This window comes from Pseudomonas sp. NY15374, from assembly GCF_048068255.1.
Classification (GTDB): Bacteria; Pseudomonadota; Gammaproteobacteria; order Pseudomonadales; family Pseudomonadaceae; genus Aquipseudomonas; species Aquipseudomonas machongensis.
This window is the reverse complement of the sequence record NZ_JBLUPZ010000001.1, coordinates 749,121-770,713: the sequence shown is the minus strand read 5'-3', so window position 1 is coordinate 770,713 and position 21,593 is coordinate 749,121. Positions and strand designations below refer to the sequence as shown.

The window sequence follows — 21,593 nt, the reverse complement described above, 5'->3', positions numbered from 1 at the left end:
GTTTCCCGGATCAGTGACTGTGCTCGGCCGAGCCCTTGCCCAGCTCGGACTTGAGGACAAAGCTACCTGCCGCCGCTACCTGGGTGCCGCGGGCCAGGCCTTCGGAGATTTCGACGAAGCCGCCATCGCGGCGGCTAGTCTTGACTGGCAACGCCTGGAAGCCATCAGGGGTGCGAGCGAACACCACGCTGCGCTCTTCGAGGGTCTGCAGGGCCATCTGTGGGACCACCACTGCCGCCTCTGCTTGCTCGACGGTCACCGCGATATTGACGAACAACCCGGGGCGCCACGCCCCCTTGGGATTGGTCAGCGTGGCGCGGGCAGTGGCGGCGCGGTTCTGCTCGCCGAGCAGGTTGCCGACATAGTTGATGGTGCCCTCGACTTGCGCATCGAGGTCCGGCGAACTCACGGTCACGGCGCGGCCGCTGGTGACCTTGTCCAGATCGCGCGGGGTCACGGCGAACGTGGCCCAGACTCGGTTCAAATCGGACAAGGTGAAGGCATTGCTGGCCTCACTCACCACTTCGCCGACGGTCAGGTGTTTTTCCACCACCACCGCATCGAACGGTGCACGCAGCTCGTAGCGATTACCCACCCCCGCCGGGGCCACGGCCGCAACCTTCTGCCCGGCATTGGCCAAGGCGATCTCAGCTTCCTGCAAAACCTGGCGAGCCTGCAGGTAATCCTGCTCGGCGCTGATGCGCTCCTGCCATAGCTGCTTTTCACGCTCGAAGGTCAGCCGCGCCAGCTCGACCCGCCGCTGCGCCGCCTGCTGCTCGCTGCGCAGCTCGGAGATCTGTTGGCTGGCGATCACCGCCAGCACCTGGCCACGTTTGACCGGCTGGCCGAGGTCGGCCTGCACCGACTCGACCACACCCGGAACACGCGGCACCACGTGGGCGGTACGGTCCTCATCGAAACGAATCTCGCCAGGAAAACTGATCGCCGTACCCAGGGCACGCGGGCCGGCGGTCACCAACTGGATCCCGGCCGCCTCGATCTGCGCTGCAGAAAGATGCAGCTCGCCCTCTTCATCGTGACCTTCCTCGCCGGACGCAGCAGGCGCGCTGCCGTGGTCGTGGCCGTCATCGCCATGCTCGTCATGGTTTGATTCGCTGGTCTTTGCGGGTGCGAGATTGCCGGTCCAGGCCAGCCCACCGACGCCGATCACGGCGACCAGAGTGGCAAGGATGGCGAACTTGCGGGTGGTGTTCATGGGGGCTCCTGCTGCAAATGAAGAAGGTAGAACGCTCGATTCGCGCCTCAGCGCCCGGCATCCAGCTGGCCATAGATCCGCTCGACCTGTGCCCGGGCATCGCTTGCCGACGCCAGGGCGTCGAGGTACTGCCCGCGGGCCTCGATCAGCGTGCGCTGGGCGTCCAGAACGTCGAGGAAAGCGAACTTGCCGCGCTCGAAGCCACGCGTAGCGGTATCTACCGCCTGGCGTGCCGAGGGCAGGATGGTGCGGTCGTAGGCGTTGACCTCGGCCATGGCCATGGCCCACTGGCTCAGTGCGCTGCGGGTATCGCTGCGCAGGCGCAGTTCCACTGCGTTGCGCAGGTCGCGGGCCTGGTCGGCGCGACGCGAGGCCGCCAGCACGTTGCCCTGGTTTCGGTCGAACAGCGGCAGCGGCATGGACAGCCCGACCACGTTGACCCGTTCACGGTCCTCGCGGCTGTACTGGCTGCCCAGGCTGACCGTGAGGTTGGGGATCCGCTGGGCCTTTTCCGAACCCAGCGCGGCGTCTCCACGCTCGATCTGCGCGGCCGCAAGGCGCCACTCGACGGTCTGCTCGACCTTGCCCAGCAAGACCTCGGCCTGTGGCGCCGGGCCAGGCAACAAGCCGTTGCCATCAAGCTGCGTGAACGCCACATCGGCGCTGCCAATCAAGCGCGACAGCGCCTGCCAGGCCACCGTGCGATCCGCTTCGGCACGGCGCAGTTGCGCCAGAGCCTGGGCCAACTGCACGTCGGCGCGAGTGGCCTCGACCGGCGATGACTGGCCCGCCGCAACCCGCGCCTTTACCACCCGCAGGCCCCGTTCGGTCAAGGCCTTGGACTGCTCGGCCAGCTCCACCGCAGTCTGCGCCCGCAGTGCAGCATGGAAAGCCTGGGTCACATCGGCACGCAGGCCATTGCCCTGGCGCTCGAGCTCCAATCGGGCGATATCCTGCCCGGCCTTGGCCACCTCGACACGCGCGCCACGCTTGCCACCCAACTCGAGCGCCTGGCTGAGCATGACCGTGGTGGTGCTGGTATCGCGGCGAGTGTCTTCACGCTCCCAGGAAAGCTCCGGGTTGGGTATCAGACCCGCCTGGCGCCGTTCGCCTTCGGCAATGCCGAGCGCCTGGCGCACGGCAGCCAGGTCCGGATTATCGGCAAACGCCGCATCGAGCGCCTGGTTCAGGGTCAGGCCCTGTCCTGCCTGGGCGACAGCACTGGCCGACAGCAGGCAAATCAGGGCGAGGAAGCGGGAGGGTTTGAACGGCACGGTCTGGGGTCCTCGACGGCTGGCGATTGCTGGCGAGGGACTCTAGGACGCGGCGGTTATCGTGGCGGTGGCGTGAAGATTACGATTCTGTAATCCAGCCGGAACGGTGGGCGATTATCGCCCCCGATTTTCATACCGAGCGGCGCCAGCTGATTTACAAAACTAACCGGATAGTACAAAACTTGTTGCAACCAACAATAAAAGCGATGCTGCGCCATGCCATGCCCAATCCTCGTACTCAACGGCCCCAACCTCAACCTGCTGGGCACCCGCGAACCTGATCACTACGGCCGGGAAACCCTCGCCGACCTTGCCAATCTGTGCGCTGCCAGCGCCCGTGAGCTGGGCCTGGAAACCGAGTTTCGCCAGACCAACCACGAAGGTGAACTGATCGACTGGATACATGGCGCCCGTGGCCGCTGCGCCGGCATCCTGATCAATCCCGGCGCCTGGACCCACACCTCGGTTGCCATCCGTGACGCGCTGGTCGCCTGTGAACTGCCGGTGATCGAGGTGCACCTGTCCAACGTCTACAAGCGCGAGCCGTTCCGGCATCTCTCGTTCGTATCGGCGGTGGCCGTGGGGGTGATCTGCGGGTTGGGCAGCCAGGGCTACCGCGCAGCGCTTGCCCACTTCCAGCAACTGCTGCAGGAGGTCGCAGCATGACCCCGCACAGCATCCTCGCCGGCCTGATCGGGCGCGGCATCCAGGCCTCGCGCACACCTGCGCTGCACGAGCACGAAGGCGACGCCCAGGCCTTGCGCTACCTGTACCGGCTGATCGATGCCGACCAGCTGGGTGTGGACGACAGCGCCCTGCCCCGCTTGCTCGACGCGGCGCAGCACACTGGTTTTACCGGGTTGAACATCACCTTCCCGTTCAAGCAGGCGATCCTGCCGCTGCTCGATGAGCTATCGGACGAGGCGCGCGGCATCGGCGCCGTGAACACCGTGGTGTTCAAGGACGGCAGGCGCATCGGCCACAACACCGACTGCCTGGGTTTCGCCGAAGGCCTGCGCCGAGGCCTGCCCGGCGTTGCTCGGCGCCAGGTCGTGCAAATGGGCGCTGGCGGCGCGGGGGCTGCGGTGGCTCATGCGTTGCTGGCCGAGGAAGTCGAGAGCCTGGTGCTGTTCGAAGTAGACCGCGCACGCGGGCAAGCGCTGGTGGACAACCTCAGCGCACGCTTCGGGGCCGGCCGCGCGCAGTTGGGCGAAAACCTGGCCCACACCTTGGCGACCGCCGACGGGCTGGTCAATACCACGCCGGTGGGCATGGCCAAGCTGCCGGGTACGCCGTTGCCGGTCGAACTGCTGCACAGCCGCTTGTGGGTGGCCGAGATCATCTACTTCCCACTCGAAACCGAGCTGTTGCGCCACGCCCGGGCGCTGGGCTGCCAGACACTCGACGGCGGCACCATGGCTGTGTTCCAGGCAGTCAAGGCATTCGAGCTGTTCAGCGGTCGCAAGGCCGACCCGATACGGATGCAGGCGCACTTTGCCAGTTTGCGCTGAGTGGCCCGCTGCAGCGGCGCTGGCCGGCGCCTACGTCGACGGCTCGGCCAGCAGGTCGCGGATCACCTGTTCCTGGCCAGCGTAGTCCCCTTCACCGAAATGCACATGGCGCACTTGCCCCTTGCGATCGACGAAGTAATGCGCCGGCCAGAACTGGTTGCCCCAGGCATTCCAGATCCGGTAATCGTTGTCGACCGCCACCGGATAGCCGATGTCGAGCGAGCGTACCTTCTGCCTGAGATTGCCCACATCATGCTCGTAGTCGTACTCCGGCGTATGCACGCCCACCACCACCAACCCCTGGTCGGCATAGCGCTTGGCCCACTGGTTGACGTACGGCATGCTGCGCTTGCAGTTGATGCAGTCCCAGGTCCAGAAGTCCACCAGCACGACCTTGCCCTTGAGCGCAGGCGCATCCAACGGCGGCGAGTTGATCCACGCCTGGGCACCTGCCAGCGAAGGCATCGGCCCCAGGTCGTCGCGCGCCAGCAGGTGCCCGGCCAGGCCCAGGCCTGCGAGCGCCAGGACCACACCGCCGACCTTGAGCCAGCGGCGTCGCCAGGGGCTGCCTGGCTCAGCCTGGCTGCGATCAGTTGTCATGGCAACCACCGGTGGCATAGGTACGGTACTCGACGCTCTGTGCCTGACCCTGCGAGTCCAGGTAATCCATGCGGGTATTGACCACGCCACAGGCGTTGCTGCGATCGTTCTTCACCGACAGTACGCGCTTGACGTCCAGGTGATCACCGTAGCGGTACTGCATGGCCTGGCTGTCGGGCATCGGTTGGGTGCTGGCCTGGGCGGCGATGGCGCCGAAGCTGAGTACGGCGAACAGGCTGGCACTGGCAAGGGTCTTGAAGTTCATGGTGTATCTCCTGCGGGGCTTTAGGTGGAGAGCAGTTCACTCCCCGGTCGAGAGCCATTTGAAGCCCGCCAGGTATCGCCTGTGTGTCGAGAAACGCGCGTGCTGCTTCGTTCTGTATCTGTGTCGCAGACAGATACACTGCAATACAAACACCCGCAGGCAAGCGAGCCGAGCCTCGTTACACTGTGCCCACCGCACTCATTACAGGACCACCATGATGGAACACGTCGATCACATCCTGATCGTCGACGACGACCGCGAAATTCGCGAGCTGGTCGGCAACTACCTGAAGAAGAACGGTCTGCGCACGAGCATCGTCGCTGACGGTCGGCAGATGCGCAGCTTTCTCGAGGGCAACTCCGTCGACCTGGTCGTGCTCGACATCATGATGCCCGGCGACGACGGCCTGTTGCTGTGCCGCGAATTGCGCGCTGGCAAGCACCGCAACACGCCAGTCTTGATGCTCACTGCACGCAACGACGAAACCGACCGCATCATCGGCCTGGAAATGGGCGCCGACGACTATCTGACCAAACCGTTCTCCGCCCGCGAGCTGCTGGCGCGGATCAATGCAGTGCTGCGCCGCACGCGCATGCTGCCGCCCAACCTCACCATCAGCGAAAGCAGCCGGCTGATCGCTTTCGGCCAATGGCGCCTGGACACCACCGCCCGTCACCTGCTCGACGACGAAGGCACCCTCGTGGCCTTGAGCGGCGCCGAGTATCGCCTTTTGCGGGTATTCCTCGACCATCCGCAGCGGGTGCTCAGCCGCGAGCAACTGCTCAACCTCACCCAGGGCCGCGAAGCCGACATCTTCGACCGTTCCATCGACTTGCTGGTCAGCCGGTTGCGCCAGCGCCTGGGCGACGACGCGCGCGAACCGACCTGCATCAAGACCGTGCGCAGCGAGGGCTATGTGTTCTCGCTGCCGGTCTCGCTGATCGAGTCGCCGACATGAAGTGGCCGGGCACCCTCGCTTCGCGCCTGGCACTGATCTTCCTGACGGGGCTGGTGCTGGCCTACGGCTCCTCGTTCGGCCTTCAGTTCTACGAGCGCTATGTCAGCAGCCGCTCGATGATGCTGAGCAACCTGGAAATGGACGTCGCCACCTCGGTGGCCATCCTCGATCGCCTGCCCGCCGCCGAACGTGCTGGGTGGCTTGCGCGCCTGGAGCGTCACAACTACCGCTACCGCCTCGACCAAGGCCTTGTCGGCCAGAGCATGCCCAGCGCCGACCCGCCCATGGCAGCAGAGTCGATCGTCAAGGCGATCGGCAAGGACTATCACCTGACCTTCCAGGATATCCCTGGGCCGAACCCGCACTTCCAGGCGCACCTCAAGTTCGCCGACGGCGCGCCACTGACCATCGACGTCACCCCGGCGCCGGTGCCACTGGCCACCTGGCTACCGGTGGTGCTGTTGTTCCAGCTGGCGATCCTGCTGCTGTGCACCTGGCTTGCGGTACGCCTGGCGATCGGCCCGCTGACGCGCCTGGCCCAGGCCGTCGACCACCTCGACCCCGACAAGCCGGGGCCACAGCTGGATGAGAGCGGCCCGCGCGAGGTGAAGTACGCGGCCGTCGCCTTCAACGCCCTGCAGGCACGCATCGCCGCTTATCTCAAGGAGCGCATGCAATTGTTGGCCGCCATCTCCCATGACCTGCAGACACCGATCACACGTATGAAGCTGCGCGTGGAAGTGATGGACGACGGGCTGGAGAAGGACAAACTGTGGAGCGACCTGAGCGCCATGGAGCATCTGGTGCGCGAGGGGGTAGCCTACGCCCGCAGCATGGACAGCAGCACCGAACAGCCATGCAAGGTCAATCTCGACGCGTTTCTCGACAGCCTGGTATTCGATTACCAGGACAGCGGTGCGCAGGTCGTACGCTGCGGCGACACCGACACGGTGCTGCACACCCGTCCCCATGCCCTGCGCCGAGTCCTGGTCAACCTGCTGGACAACGCCTTGAAGTTCGCCGGCTCTGCGCGCCTGGAAGTCAGCCACCGGAGTACCGGCGACACCCTGATCCGGGTGCTCGACGAAGGTCCGGGGATTCCCGAGCAGGAGTTGGGCGAGGTGCTCAAACCCTTCTATCGGGTCGAAGGTTCACGCAATCGCAGTACCGGTGGGACCGGGCTAGGGCTGGCAATTGCCCATCAACTGACCCAGGCCATGGGTGGGCGACTGAGCCTGAGCAATCGTGAAAGCGGTGGGCTGTGCGCCCAGATAGAACTGCCGCCCTCGCACCTGTAGGAATAACCCTGCCTATAGGAGGGGTCTGCCCTCCTACCCTCGGGTCTTGTACGGTTCTGTAGCACACCCGCCTAACGGTACACGCCGATACACAATCCGCGCCTCGCCGACACACTGCAGATACCCCTTCCCAACACACTCCCAGCCACAACAACGCGACGGCATTCGCCGTCGACGACCTGGGAGCTGCTCATGAAAAACCTCGCGATACCCTCCGGCTGGAAGCTGTTCGCTGCCCTTGCCGCCCTGACCCTGCTGATGACCGGGCTGGCTCTGTGGATGCACCCCGTCGGCTCTGCCGATGCCCTGCGCACCGCCATCCGCGCCACCGCGCGAAGCTCCTTCGCGCTGTTCCTGCTGACGTTTCTGGCCTCCTCGCTGGTGACCCTGTTGCCTGGCGCCTTCAGCCGCCAGGTGCTGCGTGAGCGACGTTTCCTCGGGTTGGCCTTCGCCTTCTCCCACACGGTTCATGGCGTGCTGATCTACCTCTATGCGCAACGCTTCCCGGAGCTGTTCTGGGCCGGCCGCACCGCAGTGGCCAACATTCCCGGCAGTGTCGGCTACCTGTTCATCCTGCTGCTGACCCTGACCTCGTTCAAAGGCGCCATGCGCCTGCTAGGCGGTCGCCTGTGGCGAGGCCTGCACAGCACCGGCACCTGGGTGCTGGCCGGGGTCTTCTGCCTGTCGTTCTACAAGCGCATCCCGATGGGCGGCTGGTACCCGCTGGCATTCGCCCTGATGTTCGCCGCCATCGTCCTCAAGCTCACCGCAAAGCGCGCTCAACACCTGCGCCGCGCCAAACCCGCCCTTTCCTGCTGAAGCGAGACCTGCACCATGACAACACTGATCAATCGCACCCTTGCACGTATCGACAACACCGGCAACTGGAGCGCGGACCTGCCCCTGCGGCTGTTCCTGGCCTGGGAGTTCTTCGAGTCGGGCCTTGAAAAGTTCAATGGCAACAACTGGTTCGTCGACTTGCAGGCCAACTTCCCCTTCCCGTTCAACATGCTGCCCGCTGAGTTCAACTGGCAAGTGTCGATGTGGGCCGAACTGATCTGTCCATTGCTCCTGCTGCTGGGCTTCGGTACACGCCTGGCCTCGGCGGTGTTGGCCGTCGTGACGGTCGTCGCGATCGCCTCCGTGCACTGGCCGGCACATTGGTCCTCGCTGGCTGAGCTGGCCCAGGGCTATACCATTACCGACCGCGGCTTCGGCAACTTCAAGCTTCCGCTGATCTACCTGGTGGCGTTGCTGCCCCTGATGCTCAAGGGATCGGGTCGTCTGAGCCTGGATTATTGGCTGACTCGCCGCTGGCAGCACGGCTGACCAAGGGTCTGCAGAACACAAAGCCCACGCCTGTTACCAGGTGTGGGCTTTGTGTTGTTCGCGAAGTGGAAACACCCGTGGATGGGCCCGCACGATTGATACGGGCACCGGTTGAGGCGCCCCGTCAGGGCGCCCGGGTTCCAATGATCACACCCTGGGCGCGCAACCTTTCGAGCATTGCTCTCCCGCCCTCGAGCGACGCCTCGCCCCCCAGCGCCAGCAAACGCTCACGCCCACTGCCCGAGGCGTTCAACAGCTGCCACGCCAGTGGCGCCAGGCGGGAAAAGTGCACCTTGAATCCTGCATCGCGGTGTACCAGCAGCAGGGACGGCATCTCTGGCGCCTGTTCAGGCTGGTAGCCTGGGCCGATTTGCTCCACCGGCCATTGGTAAGCCAGCACCTGGGCCACACAGGACAGCAGCGGCTCCCCGTCGAGCAGGTCGCCGTCTGGATCGTGTGCCGGGTCCTGCGCATCAGTGAGGCTCAGGTACGCCTCGATCCACTCGTAATGCGCCAGTTCCAGTTGCCAGGGGGTATCCAGCTCGACACCTTGCAGATAGTCGATGAAGCACTCGGCAATCTCGGTGAACAACGGGGTCTGGCTGCGATAGTTGGCGTAGAAGTCGCGCACCCGGGCATGCCAGACCTGATCGCCCAAGGTCCTGCGCATCACCGGGAAACTGCCGGCCAGCAAGCCCTCGATGGCACCGTAGAACAGCTCGCGGTAGACCTTCAACCGCCGCGCCTCGATACCGGGTGGCGCCGGATGGCGCTGCGGGTCGCGCAGGTGACGGGCCAGGGTGAATTGTTGCTCGCGCAGCTCAGTCATGGCGCAACCCTCCGGCAGCCTGCTGCAGCGCCCGGATGCGTGCCGTCTCGGCCAGCAGCTCGGCCATGGGCGGGTAGTTGAAATCGCGCTCCAGCACTGTCGGCTGATTGCCGAAACGCTGGCAAGCGATCGAGAACAGCGTCCAAACGTCTTCCTTCACCGCAGCGCCGTGGGTATCGACCTTCAAGTCCGGCGCCTCGTCGTAGTGCCCCGCCACATGCATGCCAACCACCCGTTCGCGCGGCAGCCCTTCGAGAAAGGCCAATGCGTCGTATCGATGGTTGCAGGCATTGACGAAGACGTTGTTGACGTCCAGCAGCAGGTCACAGTCGGCTTCCTCGAGCACCGCGCGGATGAACGACAACTCGCTCATCGCCTGGTAAGGCGCGGCGTAGTAGCTGATGTTTTCCACCGCGATACGCCGGCCCAGACAATCCTGGGCCTGGCGGATACGCGCAGAGACATGGCGGACAGCTTCGTCGGTGAAAGGAATAGGCATCAGGTCGTAGAGATGGCCATCATCGCTGCAATAACTCAGGTGTTCGCTGTACAGCTTCACCTGGTATCGGTCCATGAAACGGCGGGTGCTATCGAGCAGCTTCAGGTCCAGCGCCTCGGGGCCGCCCAGCGACAGTGACAGGCCATGGCAAGCGATTGCGAAACGTTCGGCGAGCTGCGCCAGGCCATGGCCAAAGGCGCCGCCGACATTGATCCAGTTCTCCGGGGCGCATTCGAGAAAGTCCACGGTGCCTGGCTCCAGTTTCAGCAGTTCGGCAAGCAGGCCGCGGCGCAAACCAAGGCCGGTGAGCAAGGGTTGGGAATGCATGAGAGAAGTCTCCGCAGGGGCCGGAAACGACTGCGGGGCAAGCCGCCTTCCGTTGAACGATGGAAGATGGCTTGCCCCGCGCGCTAACCGGCGAGAGGTCAGATTTGTCGAATGAAACGGCAGAACGGCGGGAGAAGATTGCAGATAGCGGTCATGGCAAGGCTCCACATCGGTCGAAAGGTCAGCTCATTTCGCCGCAATGGTGTGTCCTTGGTGTATCGGGCAATGGCGGAATTTGTATGGCAATCGGTCACCGGGGCCCGGTGATACAGTGCGATACAAAAACGCCGGTCTACAAAGACCGGCGCGGGGGTTTCAGTCGTCCAGTGGCTTGGGCGGTGCTGCCGGCTTGGCTGGTTTGGCGGCCTTGCCAGTTTCTTTCGCTTTGGGCTCTGCGGCCGGGGTGGCCGCTACCGGCTCGGGTGTCGCGATGGCTTTCTCAGCGGCGGGCAATTCGTCAACCGCCTTGAAAATCGCCTGCGGGTCGATCTTCTCACCGCTTTCATCATCCTTGAGCATGTGCCGCTCGCCATCCTTGCCGATCAGGATCACCTTGGTGCCTTTGCTCGCGCCAAGCTTGAGCTCGCGGATCAGGGCCATGGTGGTCTGCTGCTCGAGGTTCTTGTCTTCGCGTTTGCCCATCATCTGGGCAACGCTGAACAGCACCAGGTTGCGCTCCTTGAACCCGGCCTGGGTAGCTGGATCCTTCATGGCCTCTTCCAGCCCGCGCAAGGTCGGGTCGGCGCTGCTGGGGGCGATCACGACCAGTGGCCGTGCCTTGCCCAGCTCCTTGGCCAGGGGCGCATCGCTGTCGGCCGCCAATAGCGGGGCGGCGACGGCAAGCAGGGTGGCGAGGGTCAGTGACCGGACGAGCATGTGTATCTCCTTGTTCTCTCGATATATCAATGACTACAGATCATAGAGAAAGATCCGAAACGGAGCCTAAACCACCTGCGGTGGACCATGCGCTGTGCAAAGGTAACTTCCGGTGTCCAGGCCTTCGCTCAGGAGGTACGGAAATGGCCGGCACCCACTGCAGAGCATAGCCCAACAATGAACGCCGGCCCCCTTCGCCGCTCAGCCCATGCCGCTGCCACGGCTTGGTCCAGGCTGCGGCTCGGAAGCACCCGGTTCCAGCTGGGATGGGTTCTGCGCCAGTGCGGCTCGGGTCAGTTCTATGATCCGTGCCTGCACCGCCGCATCGTGCTCGGTCGACAGCAGGTCCATCGTCTGGCGAAAGGTCTGTGAATCCATGCCTGTGCCAAGCGCGCGCATGCGCTCGGCGAATTCGCTATCGACCAAGCGCATCTCAAGGCTGGCAAGCTGCTCGCGCAGTTGCCGGTCGATATCGGCCTGCCGCTGCTGATGCTCCTCCAGGGCGTCCCCCCTCAGGCCGTCGGCTTGAAGGCTCAGTTGGCCGGACTGCGCCTCCAGCCGCTGCACCTCGTCACGCAGGGCTTGCAAGGTGTCGTCATAGGATCGGGCGCCTGATGAATCATTGCCAGCCATCTCCTGAACCACCTCGATACGCTCGAAGAACGGCTTCTTGATGGCGTCGAACTCCGCTTGATGGCTGTTCTTGAGATGCTCGGTCCAGAATTCACGCATGAACAACGACTCGACCATGGCCTGCTCGGTTTCCCCCTCGCGCAGCCGCTGGCGGGCGGCTGCCAGACGCTCGGGAGTCAAGCCGGCAGTCTGCTGATAGGCGATGTCTGCCGGTTGTGCAGGCAGATCGAAGTCATCGCGCAGCATGACACGGTAGGCCAGTTCCACCTCGACTTCATCGGGATCGCGCCCCGCGACCACACGAGCGGCAATGTCATCGACGGCAATCCGTTCGATTTCATCCAGGCGCCACAGCTGCCGCCCCAGGCGAACCAATGCCGCATCCTGGGCACCCGCCTTGGCGTCGACCAGCGCCTTCCAGACCAGCATGCGCACTTCCAGTCGGCTGAAGTTACCGATGACACTGTCCTGGCAGGTCCTGGGCAACATCGCCTGGGTGAACAGTTCCTCGCGCAACTCGGCATGCTCGCGCATCGCAAGCATCATGCTGGTCACTCGCCGCCCGAGATCGGCGCCATGGTTGCGAAAATCCAGTGTCTCCAGCAGGCGGCGCAACAAGGCCATGAAGTCGGCGCTGCCTGGCGCCTCGGCCAGCCCATTCCAGTACTCGTCGAACTGTGCGGTGGCGCCTGCTTCGATCACGTGTTGCCAGGCACTGCGGGCACTGTCGAGCGCAGCAGCACCCTCCTCCGCTTGATCACTGACATTTTCGGCTTCCAGCTCCTCTTCAATTATCAGTTGATGACGAATCATGAAGCTGCGCAGTCGCTGGGTCGACGTGGCGCTCAGCGGGTTCTCGCTCAACAGCACCGCGCGGGCGTACCACCTCGGGGCACTGAAGAAGTGATCGGGAAGTTCGACAATTGCGTTGTGACGCAGGTCAGCGACCACCAAAGAGCCTCGACTCAGCAAGCCCTCGGGCAACTCGCTGATTCCGGTGTGTGCCAGTTGCAGGGAGTTCAGGTGCGGCATGCCCGCCACGGAAAAACTGCGCCCCAATGGGTTGTACGACAAATCCAGCAGCCTCAGGTGCGTCAGTTGCAGCAGCGTGGTCGCCTGGCGATCGTCCAGCATGATCTGATTGCCGGTCAGGTCCAGCTCACGCAGTCGCGACAGGTGACGTAACCGGGGCGGCAGGCGGGTAAGCCTGTTGTTGGGTAACTCAAGGACTTCCAGGCGACTGAACGCCCGCATGAATGTGCTGGAAATCTCGGTCAGGCCAATGCCGCGCAACGACAACGACACCACTTGATCGAAGCGAACCTGTTGCGAAAGCTCCGGGAGCGACTGCAGCGACACGGTCCACAGGTTCAAGCGTTGACCGATCACGCGCCCGTTCTGGTCGTACACCCTGGGCAGCGTGCGCCGCCAGGCCGCAAGCAAGGCGTCACGCATGTAGACCCTCTCGCCACGGGCACTCAGGCTCATGGGCTGATTGGTCCACAATTGCAGGTCTGTCTCCAGCACGGCCAACTCATCCTCAAGCCGACTCAGCTCGGTGTGAATGTTCCCGCCGCTGTTGCCAAGCGTCACCAGCCAGGCCCGTGCATCGTTGTCGCTCAGGTTCGGGTAGAGGTTACGCACCCTGGCGAACAACGGCCGGCCTCGCCCCCGTCCTCCTCCGCGACCGCTCAACGGGTAACCGACCCGGCCATCCGCCAGACGTTGCGGCGCGCGGAACCAGCCTGCGGAGGCCCGCCTGCCGAGCATCGTCTGGACGTCCGCCCGACGGGCCGCGGTCGCGCGCGCCAGGGTCACACGCAGGTTGTGGGCCAGGGGCTCGCCCAATCCCAGGGCCTCCCGCTGAGGGCCATCCATCGCACTGCTCAGGACCTCGAACAACTCCCCTTCCCCGAGCACCGCCTCGGTTGCCCCGTCGAGCAATAGGAAGTCCCCATCGGTGTGAACCAGTGTCAGTGTGCGAACGGCCTGTGTGCGGTCTATCGACAGCAGCACCGGGCCGTTCGCAGAGCCCTCGCACAAGCGCCAGGCCACGTTGTGCGAAGCACCCGGCAGGGTGTCGAGCACCTGCAGCGCAACACGGGCAAGGTCGGCGTTCTGGCTAGCGTCCAGGTACAACCCTTCGAACACTCGGGCCACTCTGATACGCCACACCGCAGCGCCCGCCTTTGAAGCAAGGTCCATCGCAACCCGGCCGTCATCCAGCAAGCGCTGGCGATCCACAACACTGGCTTCGCGCATCAGTTGCGCAGCCGCTCGACCGTGCAATGAAGCGAACTGCCGACACAGACGCTGGACGCCTGCGTTCCCCGGTGGCTGCTCCAACGCATACAGCTGCTCGAACAGACGCCTTCGTTCGGACCAGATCAACTCCGCCAATGCCTGGTCCGAAGCACCAGCGGCGCCGGGCAGTAAGCGCGCCTGATCAAGCACGGCCTCTTCGGTGGGCATGACCCCGCCGCGCAATTGCCTGACCACTCGACGGATGCGCAGGTCCAGCCGATACCGAACGACACTGTCCTGCCATTCGCCATGGGCCACGCGCCCCTCGACATGTACCGCTCGCAGATGCTGGGCCTGTATGTCGTGGGCGAGCAGGATCTCATCGATCTGGTCGTCATCCAGCTCGGCAAAGTCATGGCCCAGGCGCCGGAAAGAGCGCCGAGGGTCATCCCACTCCAGCGGTTGCTCCCACCACAGCCGCCAGCTACCCGCGCCATTGTGTCTGAGCACCGGCGCATGCTTGTCGTCACCCTGCAGGCGCCAGCGCTGATCGCTGCCCTGCGCAACGCGATAGTGCTGGCCATCCATTTCAACCCAGCAGCCTTCACCTGCCCGGTATACACCCAGGTCGTCACGCACGGCCCCCGCAGGCGGCGCACTGCGAAAGGGTGTGAGGTCTTCTTTCCACAGCCGCGTGCTGCCGTCCTCCAGCCGCACCGGCAATAGGCTATCGACGAGTGCCGAACGGCTCCAGGCCGCTCGCGCCAACTGCGCACCTGCCGCCGTAACCGCAATCATGGCGACATCGCCGGCGACGTTGAGCAGGTGATCGAGTGCCTCGCTGCTGTCACCCTCGTGCCAGGCCTCGACACCGTGGTAGACCTCACCCAGCAGTTGCCATGCGCTCACTGCGAGCAACACCGCGCCCAGGGCCGGCACGAAAAGCCCCGCTATGCTGAGCAAAGCCCAGCCCTCTGCGGACAAGCGCTGATCGTGCTCACGCCGGACCTGTTCATCCACAGCAGCCGAGGGCACGGCAATCATCGCCGCATCGGCCTTGACCTGCGCGATGCGCGCACGACCCAGCGCAATGAACAGCGAGCCCTCCAAGGTACTGGCGGTGGCCTGGTCGCTGATCTCCCAAGGATGCATGTGCTCTTCCAACGCAATGTTCGCCAGGTCCGACACGCCCTGGTAGCCCGAAGCCACAGCAGAAAAGAACGACTGCGCATCGCGGCGCAACACGAAGCGGCTGAAGAAACGCTGATACCCGGGCAGCCGCAAGCGCTTGCCCAGGTCATTGGCAAAGTAGCGCAGGTTGGGGAACGCGCTCCATGGAGTCGCGGGATCGCCCGGAATATGGACCAGCACCCGGTGGCTGGAGCTGTACAGGGGGCTGAAGGTCTCATCGCGCACATCCAGCACCACGATCTGCTCCAGGGTGCACGCCAACAGGCTCAGGCGCTTGCACTGCACCGGTCGTCCTTCGAAGGTCAACGGGGCTTTCTGCGCGCAGAGATTCTTCACCAGCACATATTCGTTCTCGCTCAGGACGCCCTTCAGCCGAGCGACACAGGCATCGGCCAGCATGCCGTAGCGATGGGCACGGCCAAACACCGAGTCGGCGCCAGCCTCCGAGTCGCTGTACTGCTCCAGCACCGTGTGCAAATGGCGCTGGTACTGACCGCCCAGGTCCAGTGACCGGCACAGCACAGCGAAATGACGCGCGCTAGGCAGACGTGCAGAGCTATTGCCAGGATCGCCTAGCCGGTTACCGGGTAACTGCCCGCCGTCCTCGGTTTCCTCCTCGCGGAAGTTGCCCAGCGCGGCCTCGAGCAGGGGTATTTGCGTGTACACCGGCACCGTCACCGGATAGCCGATGGGTATCGAGGTCAGCACCGGCTCACGGTGTCCACGCCGAAACTGCAACGTGCGGACATCGAAAGGCTCGTCGACATGGGGCTTGAGGGCCTCGGTCAGACGAGCCTGGGCAAAGCTGTCCAGGGGTTCCAACTGCCCCATGATGGCTTGAGCCCGCGTCTGGAAGTACACGCTGAGCTGCATCGCTTCGTGCAACTGCTTGACCTGTTCCGGGGAGGCCTGACGCAGCCAGTCCGGCAAACGCTCCCCAATCACGGCGTCCTGATGCAAGGCCGGAAAATCGGGGACGGTCGTGGCGTCTTCTTCGCGCTGTTCGCGGGGGGTCGGCATGGCATCGCGCTCCTTGAAAAAAGAAGCGCAGGCTATGTGGCAGGGTCCCCGCTCGGGCAGTAGATAGATGCCACCCCGACGGCGGCCCACCGAGCGTGCGGCGGGGCCCTCAGAAGAGCAGGAGCTGGCGATCGGTCAGGCTGGCGAAATCATCCCCCACGAACGGCAGGATCGCATCCGCCACCGGCTGCAACTGCCGGCTCAGGTAGTGCTCGTGATCGACTGGCGACTGCAGGTTCTCCAGCGGCTCCGGGCCTGCCGTGGTGATGAGGTAGCTGATCCAGCCTCCCCGCTGGTATTGCAGCGGGCGACCCAGGCGCAGGTTGTATTCATCGGCAAGGCGCGCGGCGCGCACATGGGGAGGCACGTTGCGCTGGTAGTCCTGCAAAGGGCGACGCAGCCGCTTGCGATACACCAGCAATTCATCCTGTTCGCCCAACAGCGTGCGTCGTACATAATCGCGCACATAGTCGCGGTAGGGTTGGCCCCGAAAGATCCGGCCATACAGCTCCTGCTGGAACTGCCGAGCCAGCGGCGACCAGTCGGTGCGTACCGACTCCAGCCCTTTGTACACCACCTCGTCCTGGCCGTCTGCGCGCTGTACCAACCCGGCATAGCGCTTCTTGCTGCCCTCCTCGGTGCCGCGGATGGTCGGCATCAGGAAGCGCCGGTAGTGGGTTTCGAACTGCAGCTCCAGCGCACTGTGCAGCCCCAGCTCTTGATCCAAATGCTCGCGCCACCACTGGTTGACCTCAGCCACCAGTGCACGCCCGATACGCGCCGCCTGCTCCTCGTCGTGCGCCCCCTTGAGCCAGACGAAGGTGGAGTCGGTGTCGCCATAGATCACGTCATAACCACGTGCTTCGATCAGCGCCCGGGTCTGGCGCATGATCTGATGCCCGCGCAGGGTGATCGACGAAGCCAGGCGCGGGTCGAAGAACCGACAACCGCTGGAGCCAAGCACGCCGTAGAAGGCATTCATGATGATCTTCAGGGCCTGGGACAACGGAGCGTTACCCGCTTTCTTCGCCGCTTCGCGATTCTGCCAGACCCGCTCGACGATGGCTGGCAAGGCGTGGCGGGTACGCGAGAAGCGGGCGCCACGAAAGCCCTCGACCGAGCTTGTCTGATCGGGCTCGCGCAAGCCTTCCACCAGGCCCACCGGGTCGATCAGGAAGGTACGGATGATCGACGGGTACAGGCTCTTGTAGTCCAGCACCAGCACCGATTCGTACAAGCCTGGCCGCGAGTCCATGACGAACCCGCCTGGGCTGGCCTCGCCCTCGCGGCTGCCCAGGCTCGGCGCGACGAAGCCCAGCCGGTGCATGGCCGGGATGTAAAGGTGACAGAACGCCGCCACCGAGCCACCGCTGCGGTCCACCGGCAGGCCAGTCACCGTGGCACGCTCAAGAAGGAAGTCGAGCAGCCGGGTGTGCTCGAAGATGCGGGTGACCAGCTCGCAATCCTTGAGGTTGTAGCGCGCCAGGGCCGGCTTGTCCTCGGCGAACATCCGGTTGATCTCATCCATGCGCTGGTAGGGAGTGTCGATGGCCTTGCCTTCCCCCAGCAGGGTCTGGGCGACGTTTTCCAGGCTGAACGAGGGGAAGCTCCAGGTCGCCGAGCGCAGGGCTTCGATGCCGTCGATCAATAGCCGCCCCGGTGCATCGGCGAAGAAGTGCGTGCGGCTGCCATGCTCGCGCAGGGTCATCGGCGCACCATCGCGGCCCAGGCACAGAGGCACCTGCAACTGCTGAGCGTGATCATGGAGGATACGCAGGTCGAACTGCACCAGGTTCCAGCCGATGATCGCGTCCGGGTCGTGACGCTCCAACCAGCGGTTGAGGCATTCGAGCAACTGGCCACGGTCGGCGCAGTAGTGCAGGTCGAAATCCTCCACCTGCATTGGGCCGTTGGGAGGTCCGAGCATGTAGACCTGGCGCTGACCGCATCCCTCCAGCGCGATGCTGTACAGCTCGCCCCGTTCGCTGGTCTCGATATCCAGAGACACCAGGCGCAGGCTCGGGCGGTAGTCCGGATGAGGCTTGAGCTGGGCATCCACGACCGTTCCCTCGGCATCGATACGACCACCGAACAAGACCGGCGCGGTAATGAAGCGCTCCATCAGATAGCGCTCCGGCGGTCGGATGTCGGCTTCCAGCACCTCGACGCCGGCCGTGCGCAAGCGTTTGTCCAAGGCCATCAGTTGGCGGTGTTGGCGGCAGTAAAGGCCCATCACCGGCCGCTGCTGAAAGTCGCGCAGTTCAAGGGGGCGCAGCTCTGCGCCCGGCTCATCGCCGAGCAACAGTTGTGCATGTGCGGCCTGCTGCGCGGGCACGAACGCCACCGAAACCTGCGCGCCCAGGCGCACACGCCGGGGACCCTGGTCGGTAGCGAGCCAGAACTCCACACACGTGCCGTCGGGGGTGTCATGCCAATGGCGGGTCAGGACAAAACCCTGCTGCAGCTCCACATGGACCTCACGCACTTGATCAAGCGCGAATTCTACCCGCTTTGCGCAAGCCCCGGGACGTCTGGCGATTCCGCAACACGCGGGCAGATGTGAAAAATTTGTCGATTTTTTGGCATACCACGCTTTCGGGGCGCGACAAATACTGACAGACTTATTGCCAATCATTCTCATAAGCACTAGCAACAAGGATATCCAGGCATGACCCCTGCTGCTCCGCCTCGTCGTTTCGCGCTCAACCTGCTGGCCCTGGCCGTCTGTGTCAGCACCCTGCCCCATGCCATGGCTGACGACCAGCAACCACCCGCAACGCTGGAACTGGGCGCCACCGAGATCAGCGACAACCGGCTGGGCAGCACCACCGAAGGCAGCACGTCCTACACCACCGGCGCCATGAACACCGCGACCAAGCTGCCGTTGACCATGCGCGAGACCCCGCAGGCGGTCACCGTGATCACCCGTCAGCGCATGGACGACCAGAACATGACCAGCATCAACGACGTGGCCCGCTACACCCCGGGGCTGTTCCTCAACCAGTCCAGCGGCCCCGGCCGCCAGAGCTACACCGCCCGAGGCTTCGACGTCGGCAACCTGATGTACGACGGCATCCCAAGCGCCTATACCGGTTGGGTGGTTGGCGCCCAACCCAACCTGGCGATGTTCGACCGCGTCGAAGTGGTTCGCGGCTCCACCGGCCTGGTCACAGGCGCCGGTACACCATCAGCGGCCATCAACCTGGTGCGCAAGCGCCCACTGGCCGAACAGAAAGTCACCGTCACCGGCGCGGCCGGCAGTTGGGACAACTACCGCGGCGAGCTCGACGCCTCCAGCCCGCTCAACGACAGCGGCACCCTGCGCGGCCGGATAGTGACCTCCTACCGCGACGCCAACGGATTCCGTGATGGTCAGGAAGAAAATCATGGGCTGTTCTATGCCATCAGCGAAGCCGACCTGAGCGACGACACCACCTTGACCCTGGGCTTTTCGCACCAGAAGGACAAGACCAATTTCTTCTGGGGGGCCATCCCGACCGACCTCAGCGGCCATCACCTGAATGTGTCGCGTTCGTACAACCCCGGCACCGACTGGGAAGACAAGGACCAGGAGATCAACACCCTCTTCGCCGAAGTGCGCCACCACCTGGCCAATGACTGGAAGCTGCAGGTCAACGCCAACTACAGCGAGCAGAACGCGCTGTTCCGCGGCTCTTATCTGTCGCGCTGGAACACCGCCAAGACCCTGAGCAGGACGGTCTACCAGTCCGCGCACGACGAGAACCAACTGGGTCTCGACGCCTTCGCCAGTGGCCCCTTCGAGCTGCTGGGCCGCAGCCATGAATTGGTGCTGGGTGCCAGCAAGCGCATCTACGACATGAACGAGCGCGAATACAGCCCCTATGACACCGACTATCCGCTCGATAGCGGCAAGCCGAACTTCCTGCACACTGGCAACAGTCGCTACCTGATCAACCAGGAAGGCGTCTACGCCACCACCCGCCTGAGCCTGGCAGACCCGCTCAAGCTGATTCTCGGCGGACGCCTGGACTGGTACGACTACGACCAGCGAGACAACAACGACGGCGACTACAAGGTGACCCGCAACGTCACTCGCTACGGCGGCCTGATCTATGACCTGGACGAGCATCATTCGGTGTATGTGAGCTACACCGACATCTTCACTCCGCAGAGCGGCAAGGACGTCTCCGGCAAGCCGATCATCCCGATCGTCGGCAAGAACTATGAAGTCGGCATCAAGGGCGAATATTTCGACGGTGCCCTGAACGCCAGCCTTGCGGTGTTCCGTATCGACCAGGAAAACCGTCAGGTCCAGATCGGCGCGGCCAACTGCCCGCAGATGACCTGCTATGAAGCCTCGGGCGAGGTACGCAGCCAAGGTATCGATTTCGAACTCCAGGGCGCACTGACCGACCATTGGCAGATCGGCACCGGCTACACCTACGCCCGCGTGCACACCATCAAGGACGAGAAGAACCCCGCGAGCGTCAACAAGCCGCTCAACTCCGACACACCCGAACACCAGTTCAAGCTGTTCACCACCTACCGCTTCCAGGGCCCACTGGAAAAACTGCGAGTGGGCGGCGGCATCACCTGGCAGAGCCGTATGTACAACGACATCCCGGTCAATGGCGGCAACTATCGGTTGGTACAAGGTAGCTACGCAGTCACCGACCTGTTGGCCGGCTACCAGGTCAACCAGCATCTGGACCTGCAGCTCAACGCCAACAACATCTTCGACAGGAAGTACTACTCGTCCATTTCGAAGTCGGTGGACTACGGCGGCGACACCTTCGGCGATCCACGCAACCTGATGCTGACGGCCAAGTACAGCTTCTGACCCTCGCGGGCTGGCGGGCCAGGCCTGTCAGCCCCTGATCGCGCGCTCGATCGTGGCGATGTCGATCTTGTCCATCTTCATCATCGCCTCGAACGCCCGCTTGGCTGCCGCACGGTCGCTACCGCCGACCGCGTCGGTCAGCACCCGCGGACTGATCTGCCACGACAGCCCCCATTTATCCTTGCACCAGCCGCACACGCTGGCCTGGCCACCGTTATCGATGATCGCGTGCCAGTAGCGATCGGTCTCGGCCTGGTCGTCAGTGGCCACCTGGAACGAAAACGCCTCGGAATGCTTGAACGCGGCCCCACCATTGAGGCCCAGGCACGGGATGCCCATCACGATGAACTCCACCGTAAGCACATCACCCTCCTTGCCCGAGGGATAGTCACCCGGCGCCTTGTGCACGGCCACCACACGGCTGTCGGGGAAAGTGTCGGCGTAGAACTGCGCCGCCGCCTCGGCATCGCTGTCGAACCACAGACAGATGGTGTTCTTGCTGGGCATGGCGCGCTCCCGGATCGGTGGATGATCCTGAGCAGTCTAGCCGGGCCCGTCACAGGTAGCTGACGAGGGCGACACACGGAAAACTCGGAATTTTCCTACGCAAGAAACGGAAAGCGAGAAGTCGAAATTGGGACTTCCCCGTCGCAACATTGCCACCGCGGCTGATTGATAGCCGTTCGAACATCTCTGGCATA

General features: G+C 64.0%; 17 protein-coding genes. 7 read left to right on the top strand and 10 right to left on the bottom strand.

Annotation, left to right across the window (positions count from 1 at the left end):
* Window positions 1–10: 10 nt before the first annotated feature.
* Entirely contained in the window at window positions 11–1,216 is a 1,206-nt protein-coding gene (locus ACNFHO_RS03710; RefSeq protein ID WP_416765266.1) for an efflux RND transporter periplasmic adaptor subunit, read from the bottom strand.
* Window positions 1,217–1,263: 47 nt separating this feature from the next.
* Complete coding sequence (locus tag ACNFHO_RS03705; protein ID WP_416765265.1) at window positions 1,264–2,490, bottom strand: TolC family protein; 1,227 nt, start codon at window positions 2,488–2,490, stop codon at window positions 1,264–1,266.
* 216 nt (window positions 2,491–2,706) lie between these two features.
* On the opposite strand from ACNFHO_RS03705, the gene aroQ reads away from it, so the two are divergent.
* Entirely contained in the window at window positions 2,707–3,156 is a 450-nt protein-coding gene (aroQ, locus tag ACNFHO_RS03700; RefSeq protein ID WP_063545004.1) for a type II 3-dehydroquinate dehydratase, read from the top strand.
* On the top strand, window positions 3,153–4,001 hold the full coding sequence (locus ACNFHO_RS03695; RefSeq protein ID WP_416765264.1) for a shikimate dehydrogenase: 849 nt from the start codon (window positions 3,153–3,155) through the stop codon (window positions 3,999–4,001). The genes aroQ and ACNFHO_RS03695 overlap by 4 nt, the downstream gene beginning before the upstream one ends.
* Before the next feature lie 30 nt (window positions 4,002–4,031).
* On the opposite strand, the gene ACNFHO_RS03690 is transcribed toward ACNFHO_RS03695, so the two are convergent.
* Both ACNFHO_RS03690 and ACNFHO_RS03685 read right to left on the bottom strand, forming a co-directional pair.
* On the bottom strand, window positions 4,032–4,601 hold the full coding sequence (locus ACNFHO_RS03690) for a thioredoxin family protein (RefSeq protein ID WP_416765263.1): 570 nt from the start codon (window positions 4,599–4,601) through the stop codon (window positions 4,032–4,034).
* Window positions 4,591–4,866, bottom strand: a complete 276-nt coding sequence (locus ACNFHO_RS03685) for a DUF2790 domain-containing protein (protein ID WP_063545007.1) — start codon at window positions 4,864–4,866, stop codon at window positions 4,591–4,593. Before ACNFHO_RS03685 ends, ACNFHO_RS03690 begins: the two co-directional genes overlap by 11 nt.
* Window positions 4,867–5,083: 217 nt before the next feature.
* On the opposite strand from ACNFHO_RS03685, the gene ACNFHO_RS03680 reads away from it, so the two are divergent.
* From ACNFHO_RS03680 to ACNFHO_RS03665, 4 genes are all read left to right on the top strand, one after another.
* Window positions 5,084–5,824: a response regulator gene (locus tag ACNFHO_RS03680; RefSeq protein WP_054890710.1), complete on the top strand. Its 741-nt coding sequence runs from the start codon at window positions 5,084–5,086 to the stop codon at window positions 5,822–5,824.
* The gene (locus ACNFHO_RS03675) at window positions 5,821–7,122 is read left to right on the top strand and encodes a sensor histidine kinase (RefSeq protein WP_063545009.1); all 1,302 of its coding nucleotides are present in this window, start codon (window positions 5,821–5,823) and stop codon (window positions 7,120–7,122) included. The genes ACNFHO_RS03680 and ACNFHO_RS03675 overlap by 4 nt, the downstream gene beginning before the upstream one ends.
* A gap of 192 nt (window positions 7,123–7,314) precedes the next feature.
* A complete protein-coding gene (locus tag ACNFHO_RS03670) occupies window positions 7,315–7,941 on the top strand; it encodes a ferric reductase-like transmembrane domain-containing protein (protein ID WP_416765260.1) in 627 nt (208 codons plus the stop codon).
* Between the two features lie 15 nt (window positions 7,942–7,956).
* Window positions 7,957–8,451, top strand: coding sequence for a DoxX family protein (locus ACNFHO_RS03665; protein ID WP_063545011.1), 495 nt, complete (start codon window positions 7,957–7,959; stop codon window positions 8,449–8,451).
* 124 nt (window positions 8,452–8,575) lie between these two features.
* Here the strand turns inward: ACNFHO_RS03665 and ACNFHO_RS03660 are convergent, their stop codons facing one another.
* The 5 genes from ACNFHO_RS03660 to ACNFHO_RS03640 all read right to left on the bottom strand — a co-directional run bounded on the left by ACNFHO_RS03660 (window position 8,576) and on the right by ACNFHO_RS03640 (window position 18,540).
* A complete protein-coding gene (locus ACNFHO_RS03660; protein WP_416765258.1) occupies window positions 8,576–9,280 on the bottom strand; it encodes a DNA-binding domain-containing protein in 705 nt (234 codons plus the stop codon).
* On the bottom strand, window positions 9,273–10,106 hold the full coding sequence (locus tag ACNFHO_RS03655) for a DUF692 domain-containing protein (protein ID WP_063545013.1): 834 nt from the start codon (window positions 10,104–10,106) through the stop codon (window positions 9,273–9,275). The genes ACNFHO_RS03660 and ACNFHO_RS03655 overlap by 8 nt, the downstream gene beginning before the upstream one ends.
* A 315-nt stretch (window positions 10,107–10,421) precedes the next feature.
* Window positions 10,422–10,982 carry a DUF4174 domain-containing protein gene (locus tag ACNFHO_RS03650; RefSeq protein WP_151924602.1) on the bottom strand — a complete coding sequence of 187 codons (561 nt, stop codon included), beginning with the start codon at window positions 10,980–10,982 and terminating at the stop codon, window positions 10,422–10,424.
* A 201-nt stretch (window positions 10,983–11,183) separates the two neighbouring features.
* Window positions 11,184–16,070: an NEL-type E3 ubiquitin ligase domain-containing protein gene (locus ACNFHO_RS03645; RefSeq protein ID WP_416765257.1), complete on the bottom strand. Its 4,887-nt coding sequence runs from the start codon at window positions 16,068–16,070 to the stop codon at window positions 11,184–11,186.
* Between the two features lie 109 nt (window positions 16,071–16,179).
* The gene (locus ACNFHO_RS03640) at window positions 16,180–18,540 is read right to left on the bottom strand and encodes a DNA polymerase II (RefSeq protein WP_416765411.1); all 2,361 of its coding nucleotides are present in this window, start codon (window positions 18,538–18,540) and stop codon (window positions 16,180–16,182) included.
* A gap of 198 nt (window positions 18,541–18,738) precedes the next feature.
* Here ACNFHO_RS03640 and ACNFHO_RS03635 point away from each other — a divergent pair, with 198 nt between their 5' ends.
* Window positions 18,739–20,892 carry a TonB-dependent siderophore receptor gene (locus tag ACNFHO_RS03635; RefSeq protein WP_416765256.1) on the top strand — a complete coding sequence of 718 codons (2,154 nt, stop codon included), beginning with the start codon at window positions 18,739–18,741 and terminating at the stop codon, window positions 20,890–20,892.
* Between the two features lie 27 nt (window positions 20,893–20,919).
* On the opposite strand, the gene ACNFHO_RS03630 is transcribed toward ACNFHO_RS03635, so the two are convergent.
* Window positions 20,920–21,399, bottom strand: a complete 480-nt coding sequence (locus ACNFHO_RS03630) for a VOC family protein (protein ID WP_063545018.1) — start codon at window positions 21,397–21,399, stop codon at window positions 20,920–20,922.
* Window positions 21,400–21,593 lie beyond the last annotated feature (194 nt).

Excerpts from the sequence above, each read along its gene's own strand:
- ACNFHO_RS03645 (WP_416765257.1), bottom strand. The coding sequence starts at position 16,070 with ATGCCGACCCCCCGCGAACAGCGCGAAGAAGACGCCACGACCGTCCCC.
- ACNFHO_RS03650 (WP_151924602.1), bottom strand. The coding sequence starts at position 10,982 with ATGCTCGTCCGGTCACTGACCCTCGCCACCCTGCTTGCCGTCGCCGCC.
- ACNFHO_RS03635 (WP_416765256.1), top strand. The coding sequence starts at position 18,739 with ATGACCCCTGCTGCTCCGCCTCGTCGTTTCGCGCTCAACCTGCTGGCC.
- ACNFHO_RS03655 (WP_063545013.1), bottom strand. The coding sequence starts at position 10,106 with ATGCATTCCCAACCCTTGCTCACCGGCCTTGGTTTGCGCCGCGGCCTG.
- ACNFHO_RS03675 (WP_063545009.1), top strand. The coding sequence starts at position 5,821 with ATGAAGTGGCCGGGCACCCTCGCTTCGCGCCTGGCACTGATCTTCCTG.
- aroQ (WP_063545004.1), top strand. The coding sequence starts at position 2,707 with ATGCCATGCCCAATCCTCGTACTCAACGGCCCCAACCTCAACCTGCTG.
- ACNFHO_RS03710 (WP_416765266.1), bottom strand. The coding sequence starts at position 1,216 with ATGAACACCACCCGCAAGTTCGCCATCCTTGCCACTCTGGTCGCCGTG.
- ACNFHO_RS03690 (WP_416765263.1), bottom strand. The coding sequence starts at position 4,601 with ATGACAACTGATCGCAGCCAGGCTGAGCCAGGCAGCCCCTGGCGACGC.
- ACNFHO_RS03685 (WP_063545007.1), bottom strand. The coding sequence starts at position 4,866 with ATGAACTTCAAGACCCTTGCCAGTGCCAGCCTGTTCGCCGTACTCAGC.
- ACNFHO_RS03680 (WP_054890710.1), top strand. The coding sequence starts at position 5,084 with ATGGAACACGTCGATCACATCCTGATCGTCGACGACGACCGCGAAATT.
- ACNFHO_RS03695 (WP_416765264.1), top strand. The coding sequence starts at position 3,153 with ATGACCCCGCACAGCATCCTCGCCGGCCTGATCGGGCGCGGCATCCAG.
- ACNFHO_RS03670 (WP_416765260.1), top strand. The coding sequence starts at position 7,315 with ATGAAAAACCTCGCGATACCCTCCGGCTGGAAGCTGTTCGCTGCCCTT.
- ACNFHO_RS03630 (WP_063545018.1), bottom strand. The coding sequence starts at position 21,399 with ATGCCCAGCAAGAACACCATCTGTCTGTGGTTCGACAGCGATGCCGAG.
- ACNFHO_RS03665 (WP_063545011.1), top strand. The coding sequence starts at position 7,957 with ATGACAACACTGATCAATCGCACCCTTGCACGTATCGACAACACCGGC.
- ACNFHO_RS03660 (WP_416765258.1), bottom strand. The coding sequence starts at position 9,280 with ATGACTGAGCTGCGCGAGCAACAATTCACCCTGGCCCGTCACCTGCGC.